This is a genomic window from Spartinivicinus poritis (genome assembly GCF_028858535.1).
GTDB classification, from domain to species: domain Bacteria; phylum Pseudomonadota; class Gammaproteobacteria; order Pseudomonadales; family Zooshikellaceae; genus Spartinivicinus; species Spartinivicinus poritis.
Map to the genome: position 1 here is coordinate 1 of NZ_JAPMOU010000053.1, position 23,543 is coordinate 23,543.

Annotated in this window: 22 protein-coding genes; 13 read left to right on the forward strand and 9 right to left on the reverse strand. The window is 38.9% G+C overall.

Going from position 1 to position 23,543, the window contains the following annotated elements:
* The first annotated feature begins 132 nt into the window (after nt 1-132).
* Both ORQ98_RS24480 and ORQ98_RS24485 read left to right on the forward strand, forming a co-directional pair.
* Nucleotides 133-1,176, forward strand: coding sequence for an ADP-ribosylglycohydrolase family protein (locus ORQ98_RS24480; protein WP_274691450.1), 1,044 nt, complete (start codon nt 133-135; stop codon nt 1,174-1,176).
* Nucleotides 1,177-1,280: 104 nt separating this feature from the next.
* The gene (locus ORQ98_RS24485; RefSeq protein WP_274691451.1) at nt 1,281-1,772 is read left to right on the forward strand and encodes a GNAT family N-acetyltransferase; all 492 of its coding nucleotides are present in this window, start codon (nt 1,281-1,283) and stop codon (nt 1,770-1,772) included.
* Nucleotides 1,773-1,812: 40 nt separating this feature from the next.
* On the opposite strand, the gene ORQ98_RS24490 is transcribed toward ORQ98_RS24485, so the two are convergent.
* Both ORQ98_RS24490 and ORQ98_RS24495 read right to left on the reverse strand, forming a co-directional pair.
* On the reverse strand, nt 1,813-3,138 hold the full coding sequence (locus ORQ98_RS24490) for a sensor histidine kinase (RefSeq protein WP_274691452.1): 1,326 nt from the start codon (nt 3,136-3,138) through the stop codon (nt 1,813-1,815).
* A 14-nt stretch (nt 3,139-3,152) separates the two neighbouring features.
* On the reverse strand, nt 3,153-3,854 hold the full coding sequence (locus ORQ98_RS24495; RefSeq protein WP_274691453.1) for a response regulator: 702 nt from the start codon (nt 3,852-3,854) through the stop codon (nt 3,153-3,155).
* Between the two features lie 227 nt (nt 3,855-4,081).
* On the opposite strand from ORQ98_RS24495, the gene ORQ98_RS24500 reads away from it, so the two are divergent.
* Nucleotides 4,082-4,435: a VOC family protein gene (locus tag ORQ98_RS24500; RefSeq protein ID WP_274691454.1), complete on the forward strand. Its 354-nt coding sequence runs from the start codon at nt 4,082-4,084 to the stop codon at nt 4,433-4,435.
* A gap of 74 nt (nt 4,436-4,509) precedes the next feature.
* Here the strand turns inward: ORQ98_RS24500 and ORQ98_RS24505 are convergent, their stop codons facing one another.
* The 3 genes from ORQ98_RS24505 to ORQ98_RS24515 all read right to left on the reverse strand — a co-directional run bounded on the left by ORQ98_RS24505 (nt 4,510) and on the right by ORQ98_RS24515 (nt 7,139).
* A complete protein-coding gene (locus tag ORQ98_RS24505; protein WP_274691455.1) occupies nt 4,510-5,148 on the reverse strand; it encodes a DUF4360 domain-containing protein in 639 nt (212 codons plus the stop codon).
* A 279-nt stretch (nt 5,149-5,427) separates the two neighbouring features.
* A complete protein-coding gene (locus ORQ98_RS24510) occupies nt 5,428-6,564 on the reverse strand; it encodes a helix-turn-helix domain-containing protein (RefSeq protein WP_274691456.1) in 1,137 nt (378 codons plus the stop codon).
* Nucleotides 6,565-6,719: 155 nt separating this feature from the next.
* Nucleotides 6,720-7,139 carry a M67 family metallopeptidase gene (locus ORQ98_RS24515; protein WP_274691457.1) on the reverse strand — a complete coding sequence of 140 codons (420 nt, stop codon included), beginning with the start codon at nt 7,137-7,139 and terminating at the stop codon, nt 6,720-6,722.
* Between the two features lie 842 nt (nt 7,140-7,981).
* Between ORQ98_RS24515 and ORQ98_RS24520 the strand changes: the two genes are divergently transcribed.
* Entirely contained in the window at nt 7,982-8,731 is a 750-nt protein-coding gene (locus ORQ98_RS24520; protein WP_274691458.1) for a M48 family metallopeptidase, read from the forward strand.
* A 158-nt stretch (nt 8,732-8,889) separates the two neighbouring features.
* On the forward strand, nt 8,890-9,675 hold the full coding sequence (tcdA, locus tag ORQ98_RS24525; protein ID WP_274691459.1) for a tRNA cyclic N6-threonylcarbamoyladenosine(37) synthase TcdA: 786 nt from the start codon (nt 8,890-8,892) through the stop codon (nt 9,673-9,675).
* Here the strand turns inward: tcdA and ORQ98_RS24530 are convergent.
* The gene (locus ORQ98_RS24530; RefSeq protein ID WP_274691460.1) at nt 9,659-11,341 is read right to left on the reverse strand and encodes a SufS family cysteine desulfurase; all 1,683 of its coding nucleotides are present in this window, start codon (nt 11,339-11,341) and stop codon (nt 9,659-9,661) included. The genes tcdA and ORQ98_RS24530 overlap by 17 nt on opposite strands.
* Nucleotides 11,342-11,829: 488 nt before the next feature.
* Here ORQ98_RS24530 and ORQ98_RS24535 point away from each other — a divergent pair, with 488 nt between their 5' ends.
* On the forward strand, nt 11,830-12,717 hold the full coding sequence (locus ORQ98_RS24535; RefSeq protein ID WP_274691461.1) for a DUF4123 domain-containing protein: 888 nt from the start codon (nt 11,830-11,832) through the stop codon (nt 12,715-12,717).
* 156 nt (nt 12,718-12,873) lie between these two features.
* On the opposite strand, the gene ORQ98_RS24540 is transcribed toward ORQ98_RS24535, so the two are convergent.
* Together ORQ98_RS24540 and hexR are read right to left on the reverse strand one after the other, a co-directional pair.
* On the reverse strand, nt 12,874-13,065 hold the full coding sequence (locus ORQ98_RS24540; RefSeq protein WP_274691462.1) for a PA3496 family putative envelope integrity protein: 192 nt from the start codon (nt 13,063-13,065) through the stop codon (nt 12,874-12,876).
* 382 nt (nt 13,066-13,447) lie between these two features.
* The gene (gene hexR, locus ORQ98_RS24545) at nt 13,448-14,302 is read right to left on the reverse strand and encodes a transcriptional regulator HexR (RefSeq protein ID WP_274691463.1); all 855 of its coding nucleotides are present in this window, start codon (nt 14,300-14,302) and stop codon (nt 13,448-13,450) included.
* Nucleotides 14,303-14,553: 251 nt separating this feature from the next.
* On the opposite strand from hexR, the gene uvrD reads away from it, so the two are divergent.
* The 5 genes from uvrD (at nt 14,554) to ORQ98_RS24570 (ending at nt 19,661) form a co-directional block, all read left to right on the forward strand.
* Nucleotides 14,554-16,758 carry a DNA helicase II gene (gene uvrD, locus ORQ98_RS24550; protein ID WP_274691464.1) on the forward strand — a complete coding sequence of 735 codons (2,205 nt, stop codon included), beginning with the start codon at nt 14,554-14,556 and terminating at the stop codon, nt 16,756-16,758.
* Between the two features lie 340 nt (nt 16,759-17,098).
* A complete protein-coding gene (locus ORQ98_RS24555; RefSeq protein ID WP_274691465.1) occupies nt 17,099-18,217 on the forward strand; it encodes a TRAP transporter substrate-binding protein in 1,119 nt (372 codons plus the stop codon).
* Between the two features lie 115 nt (nt 18,218-18,332).
* Entirely contained in the window at nt 18,333-18,638 is a 306-nt protein-coding gene (locus tag ORQ98_RS24560) for a hypothetical protein (RefSeq protein WP_274691466.1), read from the forward strand.
* Between the two features lie 32 nt (nt 18,639-18,670).
* Nucleotides 18,671-18,946, forward strand: a complete 276-nt coding sequence (locus ORQ98_RS24565; RefSeq protein ID WP_274691467.1) for a polyhydroxyalkanoic acid system family protein — start codon at nt 18,671-18,673, stop codon at nt 18,944-18,946.
* Nucleotides 18,947-19,016: 70 nt separating this feature from the next.
* Nucleotides 19,017-19,661 carry a TetR/AcrR family transcriptional regulator gene (locus ORQ98_RS24570; protein ID WP_274691468.1) on the forward strand — a complete coding sequence of 215 codons (645 nt, stop codon included), beginning with the start codon at nt 19,017-19,019 and terminating at the stop codon, nt 19,659-19,661.
* A 132-nt stretch (nt 19,662-19,793) separates the two neighbouring features.
* On the opposite strand, the gene ORQ98_RS24575 is transcribed toward ORQ98_RS24570, so the two are convergent.
* Entirely contained in the window at nt 19,794-20,222 is a 429-nt protein-coding gene (locus ORQ98_RS24575) for a phasin family protein (protein ID WP_274691469.1), read from the reverse strand.
* A gap of 409 nt (nt 20,223-20,631) precedes the next feature.
* Between ORQ98_RS24575 and ORQ98_RS24580 the strand changes: the two genes are divergently transcribed.
* Both ORQ98_RS24580 and phaZ read left to right on the forward strand, forming a co-directional pair.
* Complete coding sequence (locus ORQ98_RS24580) at nt 20,632-22,431, forward strand: alpha/beta fold hydrolase (RefSeq protein ID WP_274691470.1); 1,800 nt, start codon at nt 20,632-20,634, stop codon at nt 22,429-22,431.
* A 13-nt stretch (nt 22,432-22,444) separates the two neighbouring features.
* Entirely contained in the window at nt 22,445-23,527 is a 1,083-nt protein-coding gene (gene phaZ / locus ORQ98_RS24585) for a poly(3-hydroxyalkanoate) depolymerase (protein ID WP_274691471.1), read from the forward strand.
* The last annotated feature ends 16 nt before the right edge of the window (nt 23,528-23,543 follow it).

The following is a 23,543-nucleotide window of genomic DNA, read 5'->3' on the forward strand; positions in this document are numbered from 1 at the left end:
CCCTCAGCACTCTGTGCTGGGGGTTTTTTGCTTTGGGGGAGCGGCTGCTCTTTTCCCCTTTGAGTTCTACACTCCTAGGGTATGGATGCCCTTTATTTAAAATAAAATAAATTGTACGACAATTATTAAAAAATGGCTGAGCAACATATTGTTGGCTGTATATTAGGTACAGCAGTGGGAGATGCAATTGGTCTACCTTATGAGGGAATATCAAGAAACCGTGTGAATAAACTAATAGGAGAGCATCTCAAACATCGATTAGTTTTTGGTTATGGAATGATATCGGATGATACTGAGCACACTGTTATGGTTGCTCAGTCACTTCTTGAAGCTAATAGAGATACTGAAATATTCCAGGCTAGGCTAGCAAAACGATTACGTTATTGGTTTTTAGCGTTACCTGCAGGCATTGGGTTTGCCACTCTTAGAGCAATTATAAGGCTATGGTTAGGCTTTCAACCCAAGAATTCTGGTGTTTATTCCGCTGGAAATGGACCTGCGATGCGATCGGCAATACTTGGAACTGCTATTACTGATCTTGAGCAGCTAAAACTGTTTGTAAAAGCCAGTACACTAATTACTCATACTGATCCCAAAGCAGAGTATGGTGCACTAGCAGTCGCTTTAGCTGCATTTTATGTTAGCAACAATTCTCGATGCACTGCAGAAGGTTATTTTCAGCTACTTAATGAACACTTACCTGTTGAAGCAAAAGAGCTGTTTCTACTTATTAAAAACGCAATATCAAGCGTTAAAAATAGAGAAACTACTCAGGAATTTGCAGTTTCATTAAGCTTATCAAAAGGGGTTACAGGTTATATTTATCATACGGTACCTGTTGCTATTCATGCTTGGTTAAGTCATTCAGGTAATTTTGAAGCAGCTGTTACTAGTGTGGTTAGGTGCGGTGGTGATACTGATACAGTTGCTGCTATTGTAGGTGGCATTGTCGGTGCTGCAGTTGGTAAGGCAGGTATTCCTGAAAAATGGTTGGATGGAATATGTGATTGGCCAATTTCTATTAATAAAATTGAAGAGGTTGCTGGTCAGTTGTCTTCTAAAAAAGAGTCAAGCAAACCAGCTAAAATATCCTTCTTTTTTAGTATGTTAAGAAACATAGTTTTTATGATGGTTATTTTGGTTCATGGACTTAGAAGGCTGCTGCCACCTTATTAGTAAAAAAGATAGGTGAAAATGCGTACTATAAAAATACTTGAATAGGCGCTAGATTAGGGGTGAAGTTAAAATCATTCTAATAATTATAGAAATAAAGAGATGTGATGGATATTTTAATAAGACATAGAGAAAGTAGCGATATTCCAGCTATTAAAGCTTTTATGGAGCAGCTAGCTAATTATTCCGCTACATTGCAATTACCCTATCCATCACTTGATCGTTGGCATAAACGATTATCAGAAACACCTGATAATGTGTACTGCCTTGTAGCAGTTGTTGAAGAAAAGGTGGTTGCTCACATGCATTTGGCGATTGCTGATAATATTCGAAGAAAGCATGTAGCACACTTAGGTATGGCCGTTAATGAAAGCTATCAAGGAAAAGGTGTTGGCTCTAAGTTGCTTAGTGCTGCTATTGATTTAGCTGAAAACTGGTTGGCGCTAAAGCGCCTTGAGTTAACGGTTTATACTGATAATAAGGCTGCAATTGCTTTATATGAAAAATATGATTTTGTAAAAGAAGGCATTGCTAAAGCTTTTGCGTTTCGTAATGGCGAATATGTAGATGTTCATTATATGGCAAGAATAAAAACGTAGATGTAATTATCGCTAGGAAAGTAAATGGGAGTATTCCCACTCAAGAATGAGTCAGTGGTAGCTTGATAGAAGCTTTTAAACCGCCGTTAGTGATATTTTGAAACTGTAATTCACCTTGGTGTGCTTGAATAATGCTGTTGGCGATAGCGAGGCCCAGACCATGTCCGCCAGTATTTCTTGCGCGAGCGCTATCTACTCGGTAAAACGGGTCAATCAGTTTGCTTAGTGTGATATCAGGTACTCCTGGCCCTTGATCGATAATATCAAGATTATAGTAGTTGTCTTTTTCGGCACAGTTAATACAAACTGTAGTATTTTCAGGAGAGTATTTAATAGCATTGCGTATGATATTATCAATTGCCCGGTATAGAAGTTTTTTATCACCTTTAGTGCTGTTGTTAACTTCATTTATAAAGCTTAATTTAATATTCTTCAAGTCAGCTTCTAAAGTGTTGTCTTCTATTACTTCTTGAATAATTGAGGGTAGTTTTATTTCCTCTTTTAAAATCTCTACAGTTGGCTCTTGTAATTTAGTGATTGTTATTAGTTCATCAATTAAGCTATCTAATAACTTAATTTGCCGATTCATTTTCTCAAGTAATCTGGGCTCAGCCCCCTTTTTTGCTATTAGTTCAATAGCAACTCGTTGCCTGGCTAAAGGAGTTTTCAACTCATGGGAAATACTATGAAATAGCTGTTGTAGGTTATCATGGTTTTGCTGGATTTTTTCAGCCATGTGATTGAACTCCCTAGCTAAGATGCCTATTTCATCAAGTCTATGCTCTATTTTAGGATTAACCCTTTTGGCGAGATCGCCTTTTGCTAGGCTTTGAGAAATATTAGTTAACTCTTTAAGTGGATTTACCAGGTGTTTAGAAAAGAATATGGAAACAATAAATAAAACAAATAAACTGGTAATCGCTCTACTCCACCAAAGAATATCCTGTCGATGTTTAGGAGGAGGGGGAAAACTTGGCCCAAGACTGAAATATATATATTCACCTTTCTCAGTTGATACTTCTGTTGGCTCTGCCCATGGAGGTAAGTAGTATCGTTTATGTAGAAAGCGTTTGATAGGTCTTGGTAGTGGTGTTGTTGTCGCAGATGTGCCTGATGGAGTTATTAAAAAAGCCCTGAGTCCTGTTTCTTCATTAAGCTGTTTTACCCAACTAGCTAAAGCTTTTCTTCCTTGTGCTTCGAAAATAGCAACTGCTTCGGCTGAGTTCTTTTTGTCTTGTATATATTTCTCGTGTAGCCCTAGCTCACTTTCGACAATTTCTCTTGTAATCCATGAAGACAATACTGCAATAATTATTAAAGCAGCCCAAAAAACAAGTAGCACTTTCCAGAAAATTTGCTTAAACATATACTAAGGCTAAACTAAAATTGTTTAAGCAGGTAGCCTTTTCCTCTAATTGTTTTAATTAAGCTTGGATTGTCATATACATCAGCAATTTTTTTACGTAGGTTGCTAACATGCATATCAATACTGCGGTCATATAGTGAGAGTTGTTTACCTAACGCTTGAAGGGATAAAGTTTCTTTACTTACTACTTCGCCAGTGTGCTGCATTAGTAATGAAAGAACTTCAAACTCAGTGCCTGTTAAGTTCAGCGGTTGACCTGACACGGTAGCCTCATGACTAGATAGGTTAAGATGTAATGGCCCAACCACTACCATGTTGCTAGAGTGAGAAGGCTGTGTGGTTTGTTGGTCCATCACTACGCGTCGAATAACGGCTTTAATTCTGGCAACTAACTCTCTGGGGCTGCAAGGCTTGGGAAGGTAGTCATCTGCACCTAGCTCAAAGCCTAAGATTCGATCTAACTCTTCTCCTCTGGCAGTGAGCATTATAACAGGGGTAAGACGCTGTTGACGGAACTCTTTTAAAAACTCGACGCCATTGGTGCCTGGTAACATGATATCAAGGATAATAACATCAAAGTTTTCAGTTAGTGCGACATCCAGGCCTTTATCACCACGAGTCTCCCAAGTAACGATAAAAGACTCTAGTTCAAGGTAGTCAATAAGCAGTTCTGCAAGCTCTTGATCGTCTTCAACAAGTAACAAACGATATGACATGAATATTTCTCTATAGTCATTCTGCTGTCATTTTACCATAGCCTAAATAGCGGTTAGTGATCTTTACGTTTTATTTACACAGGTTGGTGCCCATAAGCTTTGATATTTGATTAAGTGTAAATTGGGTAGTCACTTTTATATGAAAAAATCAATCTGGTTTCTTGGATAGGTTAAAAATTCTTGACATAATTAAATGAAAACTACATCTATCACTATAGACTAAAAACATGCTTGATCATATTGGTATTTATGTAACGGACTACATGGCCAGTAAAGAGTTCTATAAGACTGTTTTGGCCCCACTTGGTTATAAGGTAGTTGCTGAAGTACAAGGGTGGGTGGCCATTGGAGATGATAAACCCAGATTATGGTTGATGGGCGGGACAAAAACAACACCAGCTGTTCAGCTGGCATTTCAGCTCAACAGCAAGCAACAGGTTGATCAGTGCTATCAACTTGCGATAGCTAATGGTGGTTTCTCTCAGGCTGAGCCAGGAAAGCGACTCATATATGAGCAAGCTTATTATGGTGCCTTTGTAGAAGATCTAGACCAGCATATAATAAAGTTTATTTGTAAGTGAATATATCCTTTGTGAAGCCTATTTCTGCTATTTTTTATATACCTAAAATAAGCAGTGGCTAGTATAGTAAGGTCTTATATGCTCTTGGCATTTAGTCTACTACTGCAGTGTTTACGGGAAAATAAAATTTTCCCATTAATTGACTTTATGGTTATTGTGCTTTGCTGGTCTTTACTATTAAGGCTAACTTCGGTTTTTATCTCCAAAGGAGCATGTCTGTTGCATGCTGACCAATTTTGAAGGTGGTCCGTTAGTGTCGTTTGCTGGAAATATTGCTCAGTTGTATTATCTAAAGAACCATATACATATTGGGTAGATTTATTTATAGGGGTTATGCTTTGTAAACGGCTGTTGTTAGCTATAGTGGCCATTCCTGATTGATCTAATGTAGCATGACCCTTATATGTCAATGAGTTCAAACGATAGGCAACTCCAGGGGGGGCAACAATGGTGAATTTTAACTGACAATAGCTAGAACTGTAATTAGCATCATTATCTACTTTGAAGTGTTTAAAACTTACACTAAACTCGTTAGCTCCTTCTTGAAAAATAAAATCAGTTGACCCAATTGGACAACCAGTGCCACTGTAGTTAGCAGACTGAATGTAGGCTTCTCCGGGATAAATGACAATGTCTGAGGGGGTAGCATAAGCTATTGGTACTATAAGGAATATTAGCTGATACAGTAATAAACGCTGCAAAAAATTAGTCATAATTAGAACACTCCGTGTATTTCACTGATATGTCTTCAATGATATCCAAACATGCTTTAAGAAAGGACATGCTAAGAAGGCGAAACGTATCGAACTAGCCAATAGCGTATTAGTGCTATGATAATTTTGCTATAAAAGCAAGAGTATAAGAAAGCAAATCGATAGATAAATCAATAGCTACAGCATATATTTTATGGCATCAAATAGAATACTGTATGATTGTTTAGCTGTAAAACTTTTAACTTATAATCGAGAAAGTAGATCTGTATTTTTGCGTGTTTAATTAATAGAAACTACATTATGTTTTTTAGATGAAGAAGTTGCTGATTTATTGAGTAAAGTCTTTTTAAACTCAATAAAAAGATTTGTAAGTAATAACTTTTTAATAGCTAGATGTTGAGCAATGACTTCAGTACTAAGAACTTGGGTTTTGTTCAATTGCTGGACTTGATTAGAAATAAAGTGAGGTTGCTCTTTTTTTGTTTTACAGTTGCTAAAATGAATGGACGCATTGGTCCTCAATTTAGCTAAACTAAGCTTAAGTTGCTTAACATTAATTAATTTAAGCTGAAATGCTCTATAGATAACAGCCTCCTTACTCACTCCCCAGCGTTGCTGTAATGACTCAATTTCGGGCCAGTAAATAATTGATTTGCTACGTACGAACTCATTACGAAAACTGCAAGCAGGCATAAGTAAAGCTAGAGCGAAATTTTCTAAATCCTGTTTGGTTGCTGATAAGTTTTTACTTGTGAAAAAAAAGTTGCTAACTATTGCACCACAATGCATTGCAATATCAAATCTAATTTGAAAAGCAGTTTTTTTATGGTTGATGACAATAATAGGGTGGGGATAGGTAATAGACATGGAGTCAATGGTGGAGTAAAGGTTAGGAAAGGAGGTGACAATACCTCCTGATCTTTCAATGAGAGTAGTAATATTTTCAATTGGAGAAAAACCCAACCCCCAATGGAATCGACAAGAGTCTGCTAATTGTTCGATATTTGTATTTGAAGCTATATCAGCGTCGTATATTTTAGGAAAATTGTTAGGAAATCTAAACTGTGTTTTTAAAACTCGAATAAGCTCATAATATAAACTCAAGTAGGCTGTTGCTTGAAACAAAGTGGAATTATTTGATATAGCCTGACTTTTGGATGTGGTAATAGGGACAAAAAATATTGCATCTTCATGGATAGTGTAGCGACTGGAACCGGTTAAAAAGGTAGGCAAAATACCTAGTCGGCAACAAAGCTGTTTAATGAGTATGTTATTCGGTTGGCTAATACCAGCTTCCATTTTAACCAAGGTAGAGACTGAAATGCCTAATATCTCTGATAGCTCATATAGACTAAGCTGGTTGATCAGTCTTGCACTTCGTAAGTTGTTGCTATTAATATGATTGACAGAAGTCATTTTTATATAAACCTGAATATAAGTAACACTCAAAAAATTTTATGGGCATTGCTTGAGTGTTTCTGAGTTATTGACAGTTTAAAAAAGCTTTTAGGTATTCATTAAAGACTAAGAAAATAACTTCTGATCATCTACATGTAGATAGTTTGGATTAATTATTGAACAATTTGCTCTTGTATAAAGTTCTGTTTATCATTTGCTAATTGCCAGGCATGACAGCTAACAGCTTTACCGTGAGACAGTGAAATAATAATATGGGTTATTCCTGGGCAATCATATAAACAATCTAATTGTGAAGGCTCATCAGTAAAATCTGGATGTGTATGAACCATGCTCACAATGGTTAGCCCTTCTGCTCCTGCTTTGTTTTTAATTGAATTATAGGTATGAGAATCAGTTAGTGATAAAGGATATTCTTTAATATAATCAACTTCATCACATGCAATATAGTAGCTTCCTGTAGCAATTCCTCCTTCTTTTTTTCCAACTATGAACCCAAAGCATTTAGCAGGATATGTACGCTCTGCTTGAGTTAAAATAGCCGACATAATTTGACGGGTCAGTTTAATACTCATGGTTGCTTTCCCTAAACTGACAATTAATTAAAAAAGTTATAAGTTAATACAAAACTTATTGGTTAAGCTCATGCTGATTCAGGATGTCTCTGGTAACGTATCAATACATTAAGCTGACCTGTTTTGGTAAAGATATTCTCCTGCTAATAAACAATAACTAGCTACGATACTTCTCGCTTATAGATGTATGTAAAAGCTTTCGAGTTACCCATTATATATAAGCCAATTTTTAACACTATTCCAAGTCAATTTTTTATAGTAAATCCCTTGCAAAATTATAAAAAATGACCATCTTGACAAAAACCTCATTAACATTATTAAAATCAGAGTGAAATGCTAACGGTAATGTTATTTAGCTAATAGCCTAATATGGACTAACCTTACTTAATAGTCAGTTAACTGTCTTAAAGGTTACACATTTTCATATTGTTTTAGTTAAATGTGATGAAACAATTGGTATCATTAACTTGATGCTATTTCATGGGGAATATAATGCTACGGTAGCACTTATTAACACTTGAGAATGACTATGTGTTCGGTATGTAAGCTGGCGAGAAGTATACATTAGAGGATTATAAAACCATATCACAGAAATTCACTAAAGTAATATAAGACTTCATGCTATACTCCGCGACTTTATTACTTACTGGAAAGCTTATACTGTTGGTAATTAACTTTATCAGCCTGGTTTGACCGCTGGGGCGAGCCTGCTTACTTCGGATGCAGTTTACCTTCAGCCTTATCAAATAAGACATAATGGGCATTACCTAAAAGCAGCATAGTTTGACAAAATTATAACTGGAAAATTTTCAGTATATGGATTTGAGGTGGAGGTTAGAGGCATGAATAAACTGAAATCAATGACAGCTTCTGTTGCTATTGCACTGGCTTTAGTTGGTTGTAAATCAGATTTATTAGAGAATGAAGCAGGAATGAGTGCACTGGGTGGCGTATTGACTGCCGCAACAGTCTCTGAAAGTGAGGTAATAAACAGTGCCAAACTCTCTGCTCAAGAAATGGATAAAAAATCCAAAGTAGCTCCTGCTAACAGTCTGTATACAAAGCGCCTCAATCGCTTAGTCAGTAAGTATCAACAAGTCGATGGCTTGAAGTTAAACTATAAAGTTTATCTGTCGAAAGAAATGAATGCATTTGCAATGCCTGATGGTACGGTAAGAGTTTATTCTGGACTGATGGATATTCTGAGTGACCAAGAATTACTTTCAGTGATTGGCCACGAAATTGGTCATGTGAAGCTGAAACACTCTTTCAATCAGTACAAACAGACGTTACTGGCTGCTTCGGCACGAGAAGGAATAACTGCTGCGGGTGGTACAGTTGCTGATTTAGCACAATCGCAGCTTGGTGACATTGCTTTGCAGTTTGTGAATGCTCGGTTTTCTCAGTCAGATGAGTTAGAAGCAGATGTTTATGGTGTTGCCTTTATGAAACAGCGCGGTTTAAACCCAAATGCAGCTGTGAGTGCATTCCAGAAACTAAAACGCTACTCAGGTGAAGGTGGTGGTTTACTTTCTTCTCATCCTGCTACTTCTGAGCGAATTAATAAAATCAAAGCAGAAATCGCTAAATAGTTAAGTTTATATTTTGCATGGGGCTGCTTATAGTTATTGGTAGCCCCAATTTATTCCCCTCCTTGTTATCAACCTCTCTAATTCCACCCACTACACTTATAGTTGTTTAGCTCTATAATGCGGCCCTGAATCTAGGTGTGAATAGAGTGTAAGTTATTATGGCTGAAGCTGAATTTGAGCAGCGTTTTGGTGGTTTGCGTCGATTATATGGTAGTGATGCAGTTGAGGTTTTTAAGAAAAGCCATATTGCTGTTGTTGGTATTGGAGGGGTGGGGTCTTGGGCTGCAGAAGCTCTTGCCAGATCTGCTATAGGTGTCATTACTTTGATTGACTTGGATGATATTTGTATCACTAATACCAATCGTCAAATACATGCTTTACAAGATACGGTTGGCTTGCCCAAAGTTGAGGTGATGGCTGAGAGAATTAACGCCATTAATCCCCACTGTAAGGTGAATATTATTGATGACTTTATCACTATAGATACTTTGGCAGACTACCTAACTGGTGATATCGATTGTGTTATTGATGCAATCGATAGTGTGCGTTCTAAAGCAGCCATGATTGCTTATTGTAAGCGCCATAAAATACCCATTGTGGTGACTGGGGGAGCCGGTGGTCAAGTCGATCCGACCTTAATCACAACAGGAGATTTAAGTAGAACCTATAATGATCCGTTATTAGCTAAAGTGCGTAATTTGTTACGCCGAGAGTATCGGTTTTCGACCAATCCTAAACGGCGTTTTAGTGTGGAGTGTGTTTATTCTACAGAGCAGCTTATCTACCCAAAGCCTGATGGTTCGGTATGCCAGCAAAAATCTGTAATGGAAGGTGGGGTACGGCTAGATTGTAGTGGTGGGTTTGGTGCGGCAACCATGGTTACCGCTTCATTTGGTTTTGCTGCAACAGCTTGTGCACTGCGTAAAATTATTCGGATGAATTAACAGCACCAGCCTCATGCTTGATTCGATTAATAATTGCGATTAAGCCATTAGCACGGGAAGGGCTTAGATGTTTATCCAAGCCAATACGAGAAAACTCAGTGGTGATATCATAGTTTTCAATAAAGTCGGGGGATTGTCCGTCATAAAAATTGATTGCTAGTGCTAACAAGCCTTTCATTATTCGTGCATCACTATCTGCAGTAATGCTGAATTGGTTGGTTTCAACTTGGTAAGTTATCTCTAGCCAAACCCGGCTTTCACAACCAGGTACTAGTTTGTCGTCAGTCTTTTGCTGATCAGTCCATGGTGATAGCTGTTTTCCAAGCTGCATTAAGTGACGATATCGTTGGTCCCAGTTATTAAAGCTCAGTAGTTTTTTAATCAGATTATTTTCAACGTGGTTCTGTTCGCTACTAGCTAGTTCTATATGGGTGGGCACCATCGTTGCCGGCTGGCAAATATCAGCCAGTGCATTAGCAAACTGCTCTACTTCCTGGGTGGTATTGTACACTGCAAATGACGCACGAATAGTGCCGTTAATATTTAAGTGTTGCATTAGTGGCATGGCACAGTGATGGCCAACTCTCACGGCAATACCTTTCTGGTCTAGCAGTAAGCCAATATCCTGGGGGTGGTGACCTTTGATAAGAAAGGAAATAATACCAATTCTATCGTTTGCCTTGCTATAAAAACGAATACCAGGCAAGTGTTGAATTAATGACTCAGCATAGCTTGCCAGTGCTATTTCATGCTGTTTTACCTGGTTTAAGTCAAGCTGGTTAATAAACTCTATAGCACTAGCAAGACCAAAAGCACCAGCAATATTTGGAGTTCCTGCCTCAAACTTAAAGGGGACACAATTAAAGCGAGTGTCTTCTAATGTAACCTGTTCAATCATTTCGCCGCCCATTTGCCATGGGGGCATCATGTCTAATAAAGCCCTTTTGGCGTATAACACTCCAATACCGGTAGGGCCGTATAGCTTATGGCCTGAAAATACCAAAAAATCGCAGCTTAGTGTCTGTACATCAAGTTTGGTATGCGCGGCAGATTGAGCTGCATCTACTAATACTAATGCACCTGCATCATGTGCTTCTTGAATAAGCTGGTGAATAGGATTAATTGTTCCAATAGCATTGGATATGTGACTAAGACAAACCAGCTTAGTTTTTTTGCTCAACTTCTTGCTAAAGTCCTGTTTGTTTAGCTCACCAGCTTCATTAATTGATACCACCTTTAACTTGGCACCTTTGGCTTTCGCTAATTGTTGCCAAGGAACAATATTCGCGTGGTGTTCTAGTGAGGTGATTAATATTTCATCACCTGCCTTAATAAAATGATAGCCATAGCTATAAGCAACTAAATTAATGGCTTCTGTAGCGCCTCGAGTCCAAATGACTTCAGCAGAGGTTGATGCATTAATGAACTGTTGGACTGTTTGACGAGCTTTTTCGAAACCTAGGGTGGCTTTGGTACTGAGTTGATGTGATGCCCTATGAACATTGGCATTAGAATTTTGATAATAATCATTAATAGCTTGGATCACAGTCAATGGTTTCTGAGTGGTGGCAGCATTATCAAGGTATACCAAAGGCTGGCTATTAGCTGACGGTTGTAAAATAGGAAACAGTTTGCGTATTGCTTTTACGTTCAATGAGGTAGTCATTACAGCTTTGTTATCAACGGATTTGACCGATATTCATAAAAAATATTGCTTAATATCATGACTGAAAAACTATTTTAGTCATAGTGGTTTTGATATTGTCATTTGGTGACGTCTTTATTTTTAAGTAAACAGCTGTACGGGAAAAAGTTTAATAACTTTTTGTTATAATAAAGTTGATTTGTTATATAATCTTCCGGATTCATCTATTTGAATCACTGTTTGAAGCTGTGGAGTGGATAAATTTAGATCATACTATAAATATTAATGATAATAGTCTGTTAGTATTATTCTTGTAATCTATTTTTATGAGGACTGAAGGCAGTAACAAAACACAAGAACTTGAGTACTTTATGTTATCCAGAGTGTTTAATAATTAAAGCAATAACAGGTTATAACTTAGCCATTAGCAATGGCTTTTTACAATAATCGGGGCGATAAGAAGCAGTTTAAGTGAGATCAAGCTTAGGCTGTGATGCAAAGGAGGGAGTATGTTGCTTGACGAGTATAGACAGCAAATAAAGGTTGCACTCGAAAAGCACAACCATGCAGGGCTCTATTTCATAATAGACTCAGCCAGTTTGCCAGAATTACCGGAACGAATTTGGGAGTTAGAAGATAACCCTCAATGTGATTCGCTATTTAGGGGTACACCAGAAGAAGAACTATGCGATGTGGCACCGTACTTGATAAAAGTAAATATCAATACTCAGCTATTTGACTGGTTGTTACAGCAGTCTGCAGAGTTGCCTGTAGGTATATTTATTATTAGTCATTGTGAATATGTACAGCTATATAGCCACTTTAAAGCTGCATTAGAGATAAATTTACCTAATCACCACTGGGCGCATTTTAAGCTGTATGATCCCCGAGTGATTGCTGGGCTAAATGCTGTTTGCAATAAGCAAGCATTTGCAAGCTTGCTGGGGCCTGCTAGTGGCTGTATTTATGTTGACTTGTGCAGTAGGCAAGTGTGTCAAATCGAAAATGAACAGGCCAGTTGTTATCATTATGAAAATAAAAAGTTAACGTTCACACTAACAGAGTGTCAGTTGGAACAGCTAGTAGAATTGAGCATGCCATTTGCTGTGGTGGATTATTTGAGGCTTCAGCATGCAGAATTGATAACATCAGATGTGTATGCTGAGCTTTTATTGTTTGCAAAGCAAAACCTGAAACAACATAAAGAATTGTCAGGTATTGTAGATAAGGAAAAGCAGCCTGTATTGGGCAACTTATGTAGGCTACTGTCTCCTGTCACTCAAGAATATTCGATCATTGAGTCAGCACTAAATAACGCACAAATGGCAACTTATATATCAGCACGGGAAATTACCAATTTGTTACAACACTACCGGGCTCGAAAAATCTGTGCCTGATTTAGCTATAGCGCTTAGTTAATTTTTCAAGATATTAGCCTTCCCCATCCAATGACATAGCTTTAGGATAATATTGCTATAAGTTGCATGAGGAAGGTTGTTGCTCCTTTTGTTTTATAACACATATCAGGTTAATCTATTCCAGATTTTGGCCGACTATTCATCCTCCCAGTAATCTTCGCCAATTAAATGATTTAAGCGTTTATTCTCAAAATAATCCTCAATGGCGCGCCTTGCCTCTAGAGAGCGTTGAGAAGACTTTTCTCGGCTGCTATTACTGGTTGTTGACCTTTCAGTAGAAGAGATGAAAAAGGGCTGGTTAGTTTGGTTGGGTACTTGTATTTGCATAGTGCCGCATCCCTTTCTGGTGTTAGTAATTGGTTAAGATGCAATAGCTTTATGACAATATTATTAAGTTTTTATATTTGTATTGTTAGTGTGATTTAAATATCCAACGGTGTAATTTAAACTCCAACTGCCTTCAAATTTATGTGCAACAGCTGACAAAGTGCTTAAACTTAAAAGCAACTTGCTGCCTACCCAGAAAAGAACTGTTATTCACAAAATGTAAGTTGTTATCCAGCGACTTTTCCTAAGGCCAATGTAACAGCAGAGCAGCCCGCCGTTAACAACTTTTTAATAACATTTTCAAATTACCAACCCAGTTAAAATGAAAATATTTTACTAGTTATTATTTATTGTGTGCTACGGGTGGGTTGTATATACAAGTTTATGGAGAGGATATACGCAGTGTGCGTAAGTTGTTCTTAACTGTTTTTAAATGAGCGGCTAATTCTGGCCCACGAGACATTGCGACGCCCATTGCCAAGATATCAATTACTACCAAGTGAGCAATTCTTGAGGTTAAGGGAGTGTAAACATCCGTATCTTCTATTGCTTCTATGTGTAATGCAAAGTCACAAAGTGATGCTAGTGGGCTTTCTTTGGGGCATATGGCAATGACTTTAGCCTGTTGTTTGTTAACTAGCTGGATTGTATGTATTAACTCTCGAGTGCGGCCAGTTTGGGAAATAGCAATGACGCAGTCTTCAGGCGTTAATGTAGCAGCAGACATCGACTGCATGTGGGGGTCTGAGTAAGCTGCGGTTGATAGCTGTAAGCGAAAAAATTTATGTTGAGCATCAATGGCTACAGCGCCTGAAGCGCCAAACCCATAGAACTCTACCCGTTTGGCCACAGATAAAGCATTGATTGCTTGCTCTAGAACTAAATTATCTAAACTATCACGAACACTTGATAGAGTGCTGATGGTAGAGTCGATTATTTTTGACTTGTAGTCGGCAGGGGAGTCATCTGGGCTAATGGCAAACTGTCCAAAGCTACTACCAGAGGCTAAACACTGTGCAAGTTGTAACTTGAAGTCCTGAAAACCACTACAGCCCACTGCACGACAAAACCGGAGTACCGTTGGTTCGCTTATCTCAGCTTCTGTTGCCAGGTCGGCAATACTGATATGCATTACACGGGCAGGGCTATTAAGTACAAAGTCTGCCACTTTCTGTTCAGATCGACGAAGTTGACTGTAGCACTGCTGGATTTGTTGTAACAGCTGAATAGAAACCATGTGAGGTGAATCTTTGCTGGGCCTATTTGTAGTTATACTACAAAAAATGCATACAAACTATATGGAAATAAGGCTAAGCCAGTCTAACCTGGATATTTTATGGCTATCCAGGGACCTTGTGACTTGTTGAAATGTCTGGTTTAGCATTGCAAGCTAAGGTTGCTCGCCGCTAAACTAGGGCCAAACTCTGACCTAATTAAGCAAGCTTATGCTTAATTTCTGCTCTAACTACTGCCTGACTATAAATCACTATGGATGTATCCCAAACTTTAGACTCATTAAATACTGCTCAGCGTGAAGTAGTTGCTTCACCCATTGGAAATTGTCTGGTGTTGGCTGGTGCAGGTAGTGGTAAAACACGGGTATTAGTGCACCGTATTGCTTGGTTAATTCAAACGGAAGGTATTTCGCCACATGCCATTATGGCCGTGACCTTTACCAATAAAGCGGCAGCAGAAATGCGTAATCGAATTGAATCTTTATTGGGGGTGAGTACCCGCGGAATGTGGGTGGGCACTTTTCATGGGTTAGCTCACCGTTTATTGAGGCTACACTGGCGAGACGCCGGGCTGCCAGAGAACTTCCAAATATTAGATGCTGATGACCAACTGCGTTTAATTAAACGTCTTATGAAGGGCTTAAACTTAGATGAAGCCAAGTGGCCGCCCAAACAAGCTCAGTGGTACATTAATAACCAAAAAGATGAAGGGCGCCGGCCACAAAATATAGAACCTTATGGTGACCCGTTTGAAGTGACAATGCTAAAGGTGTATCAAGCCTATGAAGAAGCTTGTCGCCTATCTGGGATGGTGGATTTTGCCGAGCTGCTACTGCGTGCCCATGAGATATGGCTGCATAAACCAGAAATCTTAAAACACTATCAACAGCGATTCCGCTATTTATTGGTAGATGAGTTTCAAGACACTAATACCATTCAATACGCCTGGTTAAGGGTATTGTCTGGGAATCAAATACCCGTGATGGTGGTGGGTGATGATGATCAGTCTATATACGGCTGGCGTGGTGCAAAAATAGAGAATATCCGACAGTTTGGTAAAGACTTTTCTGATAGCCAGACTATTCGTTTGGAACAAAACTATCGATCAACCAAAACTATCTTGCAGGCAGCCAATGCTTTAATTGCCCATAACCCCAGCCGATTGGGTAAAGAATTATGGACAGAAGGTGCTAAAGGCAATGAAATACAGCTGTATGCTGGGTTCAATGAAGTTGATGAGGCACGCTTTATTGCTCAACGTATTTCCAATTATTTAGAGAACCATAAGGGTAAATATAGTGATATTGCCGTATTGTATCGCTCAAATGCTCAGTCGCGTATTTTAGAAGAAGCCTTATTAAGAGACAGTATTCCCTATCGTATATATGGTGGCTTACGATTTTTTGAACGCGCAGAAATAAAAAATGCTTTGGCTTATTTAAGGCTGTTGGTTAATCGTAATGATGATGGTGCTTTTGAGCGGGTGGTGAACTTACCAACACGTGGTATTGGTAACAAAACCCTGGAGTTTGTGCGTAGTACTGCAAAAGCCAATGACGCTAGTTTATGGCAGGCAGCTGAACAAGTGATTAACCAACGGCTGATATCAGCACGAGCAGCGAATGCATTGTCTGGATTTTTACAGCTCATTAATAATATTGATTCAGCCACTGATGAAATGGATTTGGCAGAGTTAGCTGATCAAGTAATCACTATGAGCGGGTTGATTGAATACCACCAAAAAGAAAAAGGAGAAAAAGGTCGTGCTCGGGTAGAAAACTTAGAAGAACTGGTATCGGCTTGTAAAACCTTTGACCCAGATGACTTTTTTATTGAAGGAGCAGAGCAGCAACCCAGCCCATTAGCTGCTTTTTTAGATCATGCAGCATTAGAAGCAGGTGACACCCAGGCAGATCAATTTGAAGACTGTGTGCAGCTAATGACGTTGCACTCTGCCAAGGGGCTTGAGTTTCCGTTGGTATTTTTAACGGGAATGGAACAAGGTTTATTTCCTCATAAGATATCGCTGGAAGATCCTGATGGCTTAGAGGAAGAACGACGCTTATGCTATGTAGGCATTACCCGTGCAATGGAGCAGTTGTACCTAACTTATGCTGAATCTAGGCGATTGCATGGTCAGGAAAATATAAATAGACCGTCGCGTTTTATAAAAGAAATCCCTGCTGAGTTAGTGAATGAAATACGAATAAATGCGTCTATTACCAGGCCAACTTATACTCGTGTAGCACCTCGTACAGTACAGGTAATAGCGAATAAAAGCCCAATACCTGAAACAGACTTGCAGGTTGGTCAGCGAGTGTTGCATAGTATCTTTGGCGAAGGCACTATTGTAAATTATGAAGGGCAGGGCGCTCAGGCTAGAGTCCAGGTGAATTTTGCCAATGAAGGCGCTAAGTGGCTGGTAGTCGCTTATGCTAAGCTAGAAGTTATTGAATAATTGATAAAAATAACTGCTAACAAAATAAACAACATAAAATAGAACAACAAAGGCGCAGCACTTACTGTTAATGCCCTGTAGGTAAAAAGCTCTAAAACTAAACAGCTGAAGAGTTGTTAAACTTTAAAGCTAAAAGGCAAAAGATAGTGAGCGAGTGCCTTATAACCTTTGACGGTTCAAAAAATATTACCAATGTGGATGAGGCATAGGGCAGGCTAACACCTATATGTAGGTTGGTACTAACAACCGATAAAAAAGTATTCACGCAAGGTATATTTAGAGAAAAATAACACATATTGTTTATGTTGAAGGTTTCACGAATAGATAGGGAGTCATTCATATGAAACGACGCGACTTTGTAACTGCATTAGGTATCGGGGCTGGTGCTGCTGCACTATCTGCCTGTGGCAAAAAAGAGCCTGAAGATTGTACCCAACAAGGCACAGGCGAACAGACAGCTAGCAAAGAAGTTATCCACTGGAAAATGGTAACCACTTGGCCAAAAAACTTTCCTGGACTAGGTACAGCCCCAGAGCGCTTTGCTAAAAATGTCGCGAAAATGAGTAATGGCCGGCTGCAAATAAAAGTACATGGTGCTGGAGAACTGGTTCCTGCCTTGGAAGCATTTAGTGCGGTATCTGCTGGCACTGCACAAATAGGTCATGGCGCTGCTTATTACTGGAAAGGCAAAGAGCCTGCAGCACAGTTTTTTGCTGCTGTCCCTTTTGGTTTAAATGCCCAGGAAATGAATAGTTGGATTCACTATGGGGGTGGCCAACAACTATGGGATGAAGCCTATGAGCAATTTAATCTGAAGCCTTTTGCTGGTGGTAATACCGGAGTACAAATGGCAGGTTGGTTCCGTAAAAAGATTAACTCTTTGGAAGATTTAAAAGGGTTAAAAATGCGTATCCCAGGCTTAGGTGGAGAAGTACTGAAAAAGCTGGGCGGTGTTCCAGTAAATATTCCGGGAGGGGAATTATTTACGGCACTACAAACAGGTACTATTGATGCTACGGAGTGGGTAGGTCCATACAATGATTTGGCATTTGGGCTCTATAAAGCAGCAAAATATTATTATTACCCTGGTTGGCACGAGCCAGGTACGACCCTTGAAGTTATTGTGAATAAAAAAGCACTTCAAGAGCTGCCTGAAGACTTACAAGCTATCGTTGAGCAAGCAATTAGAGCATCTAACCAGGATATGCTGGATGAGTATACGGCACGTAATAACCAGGCACTTAATACTTTAGTGAATGAACATAAAGTTGAGCTGTTGAAGTTACCAGAAGATGTACTGAAACAGTTACATGCAGTATCGAATGAAGTCGTTCAGGAAGTGGCCAATACCAATGAGATGACTAAGAAAGTATATGAATCTTTCACTAAATTTGCTGAACAATCTCGGGCTTATCATATGATTTCCGAACAGGCCTTCTACGAAACCCGCACGCTATAAATATTTTCCTATTCAACTGTCTTCTGTATTAAAACCTGTGGCGGAAGCTACAGGTTTGCCTTTTATAGTGAACTCCTGGTATACATTCCTGTAAAAGAGCAAAGAGGCATCCCTTTTGACTGATCAACATGACACAAACCTGGAAGACCTTCAGCGTTACCACCAGTTATTAGAAGAAACGTTGGCTTCCAGTTCTCAACAGGAGTTGATTCAACTCATTCATTTACTTGGGTCAACTATTGGCCATGTTCGCCATTATCAAACCCAGGAGCAAAAAGAAGCGGAAGCTAGGCAGCGAATATTGTTAACTCAGCAGGTACAGCAACAAAACTCGGAAGGGTTTGCTACTATGCAAGCAGTTACTTTGGCGGGTATTAAAGAAGTGTTGTCTGCGCTTCAAGTGTTAAAGCAGCAATCGTAAACAGAATGTAAAAATGAGTTGTGATAAGTAATATGTCGAAGATTAATATTCAAAGAGATCACGGTACTTCAAAAGACAAGGCGAAAGATGCCGTGCAAAAAATTGCTGAAGAGTTACAGCAAAGCATGGGTGCCACTTATGAATGGCAACAGGATACTCTGTTATTCAAGCAAACAGGTGCTAAAGGCAAAATTGTAGTCGATGACCAAAAAGTCGATATTAGTGTTGAATTAGGCTTGTTGATGAAGCCATTAAAAGGCACCATTGAGCAACAGATTAGTCAACGATTGGATAAATTAATCGGTTAGGTCGGTATTTACACCCTCACCCCAGCCCTCTCCCGGAGGGAGAGGGTGTTAGGTAGCATAAAATTGTTATATGAAAACACGAGAAAGGATTCTCTCAACGAGCCTGCAATTATTTAATGATTTTGGTGAGCCCAATATCACCACCATAGACATTTCCAATGAAATGGAAATTAGCCCAGGCAACCTTTACTATCACTTTCAGGGTAAGGATGCCATTATTCTTGAGCTTTACCTGCGTTTTGAGCATGATTTAATTGAGTTATTAGAATCTCCTTCACGAAATAAACTGGCAGTAGATGACTACTGGTTATACTTACATATTATTTTTGAGACTATCCAAAATTATCGTTTCCTTTATCGGGATTTGTCCAACTTACTGGCTAAGTATAAAAAAATTCAAGCTCGCTTTAATCGACTGATAAGTCGTAAAAAGCAAATGTTTATTGAAATATGCCAAAGTCTAAAAAGATCAGATTTATTAATGGCAACAGAGGAGGAAATAGAAGCTCTGGCGGATAATGCAGTGGTAATTGCTACCTTTTGGTTAAATTATCAGGTTATGCGTCATAAAAATGCATACGACAGTAGCTATATCAGTCAAGGTATCTACCAAGTGATGACATTAATTGCTCCTTATCTGGTTGCTGAACAAAAAGTGCATGTACAGACTATCAGTCGAATGTATAAAGAGAAGGGAAATTTTTTACAGGATTAAAAATAATCTATAAAACGTTGTCATTAAATAGACATCTTGTTGCAGTATCTTATTTATAGCCGCTATTAAAAATAAAAAAGGCAGGGGATAACCCCTGCAAAATGATGTGCGTTTACCAGGATAGGTGTGTAACTAGGCTGAAACAGCCTTCTTAGTGGTACTGCTACTGCGGCTAGCACTGGTAGCCGGCTTTTTGTCGGATGCCAGTGCTTTTACTGCATCACTAAGCTCTTCAATCTGATGAGATAATTCCTTCAACTCGTCTTTGGTGGTTGTTGGAAAAATCTCTCTCAGTTGATTAATTCTGTTTTCCAGCTTATCAGTCGTTTTAGACTTGAGTTTTTCTTTCATCTCGTCCATACGATGTTGGGTACGCGCTTGTACCTCTTCGCCATCTTTTACAAGTGTTTCAAAAAATCTAATTCCTTCCTGCCCAAGCTTTTCATACTGAGCATAAGCTCCCAAGCCCGCGAGCCAGATTTTATGAGCAGATTCTCGGATGTTAGATAATAAGCTTTTTTCCTTCTCTTCAGATTTATCAGCCGTTTTTACATCTGACATATTGCTATTCCTCTTAGTATGGCATTACAGGAAGCGAGCGAGACAACTCACCCTTTGGAACATACCTGTTCCCTACACGCCCGTTAACATGATTCAAGCCTAGCAGTGAAAATTAGAATGAACATACTAACTTTGCTGTTTAAAATGACCTTGAGGTGGAGTTTATTTTTAAGTAAAAAATATTCTAATTAATGCAGGCTTATATAACCCACTTTCAATATTTTTATTGCGAAAAGCAATTTTTGCTGAAGCATTTTGTTATTAACCAGATAATTTGAGGAACAACAACTTGCTTTAGTACAAACTTAAATCTCTTAGCAAATTATTCATTATAGATGAATAAACTGGTAAGAATTGAGATGTAACCAAGGTTGGTGTGTATTTACAGTATATAAGGAATTTTGCGTCAATGAGTGAAGCCATAATAAAAGATATTAATGAGCGCATTGCCAAGCTCAGTGAAACAATCAAGAAGCTGGATAATAGTGATCAAGCTGTTGCAGAGCAGCTACGCCATATCTTATCACAGGGCTTAGACGTTACTAATCGAGAAAAAGGAGAGAAATCGGGAGCAGAGGCATCATCGGTAGCGAATCCTGCGATGGGTTTTAATCGAAAAGATTTATGGTCTACAGCGGGAACCATCGTTAAGCATGCGGTAGTGAACCCTGCAGCAAGTTTGAAACAGGCTGTTGGTTTTAGTAAAGACATATCTCAAGTGGTATTAGGAAAGTATGAAGAGCCTAATACAAAAGGTGATCGCCGTTTTAAAGATCCTACATGGAAAGAAAACCCGATTTATCGGCGTTACTTGCAGGCATATTACATATGGCGACAACGCTTGCAAGATTGGGTTGATGAAACGGATATGAGTAAGGAAGATAGCCGGAGGGCAAAGTTTATTATTTCCTTGCTTACAGATGCATTGTCACCTTCTAATACACTACTTAATCCTGAAGTGATTAAACGATTATTTGAAACAGGCGGCACTAGTTTAGAAAAAGGCTTAGTGCACTTGCTGGAAGATATTAAAACTAATGGAGGAATGCCCTCACAAGTTAAACAAGGCGTATTTAAAGTCGGTGATAACTTGGGCTTATCAGAGGGCTCGGTAGTTTTTCGTAATGAAATATTAGAGCTGATTCAATACAAACCAGCGACAGCAAAAGTATTTGCTATGCCTGTGTTAGTTATTCCGCCACAAATAAATAAGTTTTATGCATTTGATATGACGCCAGATAAAAGCTTTGTTCATTTCTGCGTCAAATCTGGAATGCAGACCTTTATTATCAGTTGGCGCAACCCTATGCCAGAACATCGGCACTGGGGGCTAGAGCAGTATATTCTGGCAACTAATGAAGCTGTAAGTGCTGTGCAAGAGATAACAGCAAGTGAAAGAATTAATTTAGTTGGTGCTTGCTCTGGTGGTATTACTTCAGCGACGTTAGCGGGCTATTTGGCTGCTCAAGGTAGTGATACAATAAATACCATTACCCAGTTAGTTAGTGTGTTAGATACCAATATCGATTCAGACGTTGCATTATTTGCTACTGATAAGACGCTGGAAATCGCTAGAAAAACCTCAGAAAAGCAAGGAGTCTTAGAAGGCAAAGATATGGCAAAAGCATTTGCCTGGTTAAGGCCCAATGACTTAATTTGGAATTATTGGGTTAATAATTATTTACTAGGTAAGGAGCCGCCTGCTTTTGATGTACTGTATTGGAACAACGATACTACCCGCTTACCAGCAAAATTACACAGTGACTTTATTGATTTATATAAACAAAATCCTCTGACTTTACCTGGTGTATTAAAAATTGGCGGGCATGCTATTAATTTAAAACAAGTGATATGCGACAGTTATGCTGTAGCTGGTATAAATGATCATATAACGCTTTGGGATGCGTGTTATCGTTCAAGTCAGTTAATGGGAGGTAAATGCGAGTTTATTTTAAGTAACAGTGGTCATATTCAAAGTATTTTGAATCCACCAGGTAATCCAAAGGCTAATTTTTACACCAATAATGAAGTGTCAACTGATCCTTTGTTATGGAAGCAAGGTGCTGTAGCCAATAAAGGTAGTTGGTGGAGTCACTGGCAAAAATGGCTATGCAGTCGCTCTGGCGAGCAAAAGCCAGCTGCAAAAGAGCTTGGTAGTAAGCAGCATCCACCAATGGAGGCTGCACCAGGGCTTTATGTCCATGACTAAGTAGGGGTAATCGTTGGAAACTACATTCTCAACCAATATCCGCGAACCCATGCGGGTTCGCTTTAAAACCCTGGATATTGATGGGCAGATCTTACGGGTTGCTATTCGTCCTGGTAGCTCGGATATTTTACCATTATTAGTATTTAATGGTATTGGAGCAAATCTGGAGCTAATCAAACCCTTTGCAGATGAGTTGGAAGGGGTTGAAGTTATTGCGTTTGATGCACCAGGCACTGGTGGCTCTTCTACACCTAAATTGCCTTATCGATTTCCAGGGTTAGTAAGGTTGGTCAGTAAAATGCTGGATGAATTAAATTACGGCCAGGTGAATATATTAGGAGTATCCTGGGGAGGAGCACTTGCTCAGCAATTTGCTTATGATCATCCTTATCGTTGTAATCGATTAGTGTTAGCCGCTACATCGATGGGAAGTGTAGCCATTCCAGCGAAATTAACAGTATTACTTAAAATGGCCAGTCCCCGCCGTTATGTGCAATCTAGTTATATGGAGAAAATAGCTGCTAGCATTTATGGTGGGGCATTTCGTCGCAACTCACGTTTAATAAAAAACCATTCTTTAAAGATACGTTCGCCCAGTGGTATAGGCTATTATTATCAGATTCTAGCTGGTGCAGGCTGGACCAGTTTTCATTGGTTACATCAAATTAAGCAGCCTACTTTAATTCTTGCTGGAGATGATGATCCAATTATTCCATTAGCTAATGCAAAATTAATGGCACGTTTAATTCCAAACTCGGAGCTTAGGGTAATAAGATGTGGTCATTTATTTTTATTAACAAGAACAAAGGAAATCGCACCAATAGTAATTGATTTTTTGAATGATAATAAGAATCGCCTGACTAACCCAGAGAGAGCTAAAGTAGCAACTATCATCACTGCACCTGAAATGTCTACAGAACCTGATAACATAACTGAGTTGAAAGAGCAGTCAGTTAAAGATTCTAAGCAGATAGAGGTGGTCAGGAAAAGTAAAGTCAGTAGTGCAAGTACTGACAATTCAATAAAAGAGCAAATGACGAAAACACTAAAAGCAGATCCAGGAGGTACAACAGCTGAAAATAAGCCTCCTGACTAGCTTAACAGAATAGAGT

What these genes read in the sequence shown, in the direction of transcription:
- ORQ98_RS24480 (WP_274691450.1), top strand. Translation starts at nt 133, where the DNA reads ATGGCTGAGCAACATATTGTTGGCTGTATATTAGGTACAGCAGTGGGA.
- ORQ98_RS24485 (WP_274691451.1), top strand. Translation starts at nt 1,281, where the DNA reads ATGGATATTTTAATAAGACATAGAGAAAGTAGCGATATTCCAGCTATT.
- ORQ98_RS24490 (WP_274691452.1), bottom strand. Translation starts at nt 3,138, where the DNA reads ATGTTTAAGCAAATTTTCTGGAAAGTGCTACTTGTTTTTTGGGCTGCT.
- ORQ98_RS24495 (WP_274691453.1), bottom strand. Translation starts at nt 3,854, where the DNA reads ATGTCATATCGTTTGTTACTTGTTGAAGACGATCAAGAGCTTGCAGAA.
- ORQ98_RS24500 (WP_274691454.1), top strand. Translation starts at nt 4,082, where the DNA reads ATGCTTGATCATATTGGTATTTATGTAACGGACTACATGGCCAGTAAA.
- ORQ98_RS24505 (WP_274691455.1), bottom strand. Translation starts at nt 5,148, where the DNA reads ATGACTAATTTTTTGCAGCGTTTATTACTGTATCAGCTAATATTCCTT.
- ORQ98_RS24510 (WP_274691456.1), bottom strand. Translation starts at nt 6,564, where the DNA reads ATGACTTCTGTCAATCATATTAATAGCAACAACTTACGAAGTGCAAGA.
- ORQ98_RS24515 (WP_274691457.1), bottom strand. Translation starts at nt 7,139, where the DNA reads ATGAGTATTAAACTGACCCGTCAAATTATGTCGGCTATTTTAACTCAA.
- ORQ98_RS24520 (WP_274691458.1), top strand. Translation starts at nt 7,982, where the DNA reads ATGAATAAACTGAAATCAATGACAGCTTCTGTTGCTATTGCACTGGCT.
- tcdA (WP_274691459.1), top strand. Translation starts at nt 8,890, where the DNA reads ATGGCTGAAGCTGAATTTGAGCAGCGTTTTGGTGGTTTGCGTCGATTA.
- ORQ98_RS24530 (WP_274691460.1), bottom strand. Translation starts at nt 11,341, where the DNA reads ATGACTACCTCATTGAACGTAAAAGCAATACGCAAACTGTTTCCTATT.
- ORQ98_RS24535 (WP_274691461.1), top strand. Translation starts at nt 11,830, where the DNA reads ATGTTGCTTGACGAGTATAGACAGCAAATAAAGGTTGCACTCGAAAAG.
- ORQ98_RS24540 (WP_274691462.1), bottom strand. Translation starts at nt 13,065, where the DNA reads ATGCAAATACAAGTACCCAACCAAACTAACCAGCCCTTTTTCATCTCT.
- hexR (WP_274691463.1), bottom strand. Translation starts at nt 14,302, where the DNA reads ATGGTTTCTATTCAGCTGTTACAACAAATCCAGCAGTGCTACAGTCAA.
- uvrD (WP_274691464.1), top strand. Translation starts at nt 14,554, where the DNA reads ATGGATGTATCCCAAACTTTAGACTCATTAAATACTGCTCAGCGTGAA.
- ORQ98_RS24555 (WP_274691465.1), top strand. Translation starts at nt 17,099, where the DNA reads ATGAAACGACGCGACTTTGTAACTGCATTAGGTATCGGGGCTGGTGCT.
- ORQ98_RS24565 (WP_274691467.1), top strand. Translation starts at nt 18,671, where the DNA reads ATGTCGAAGATTAATATTCAAAGAGATCACGGTACTTCAAAAGACAAG.
- ORQ98_RS24570 (WP_274691468.1), top strand. Translation starts at nt 19,017, where the DNA reads ATGAAAACACGAGAAAGGATTCTCTCAACGAGCCTGCAATTATTTAAT.
- ORQ98_RS24575 (WP_274691469.1), bottom strand. Translation starts at nt 20,222, where the DNA reads ATGTCAGATGTAAAAACGGCTGATAAATCTGAAGAGAAGGAAAAAAGC.
- ORQ98_RS24580 (WP_274691470.1), top strand. Translation starts at nt 20,632, where the DNA reads ATGAGTGAAGCCATAATAAAAGATATTAATGAGCGCATTGCCAAGCTC.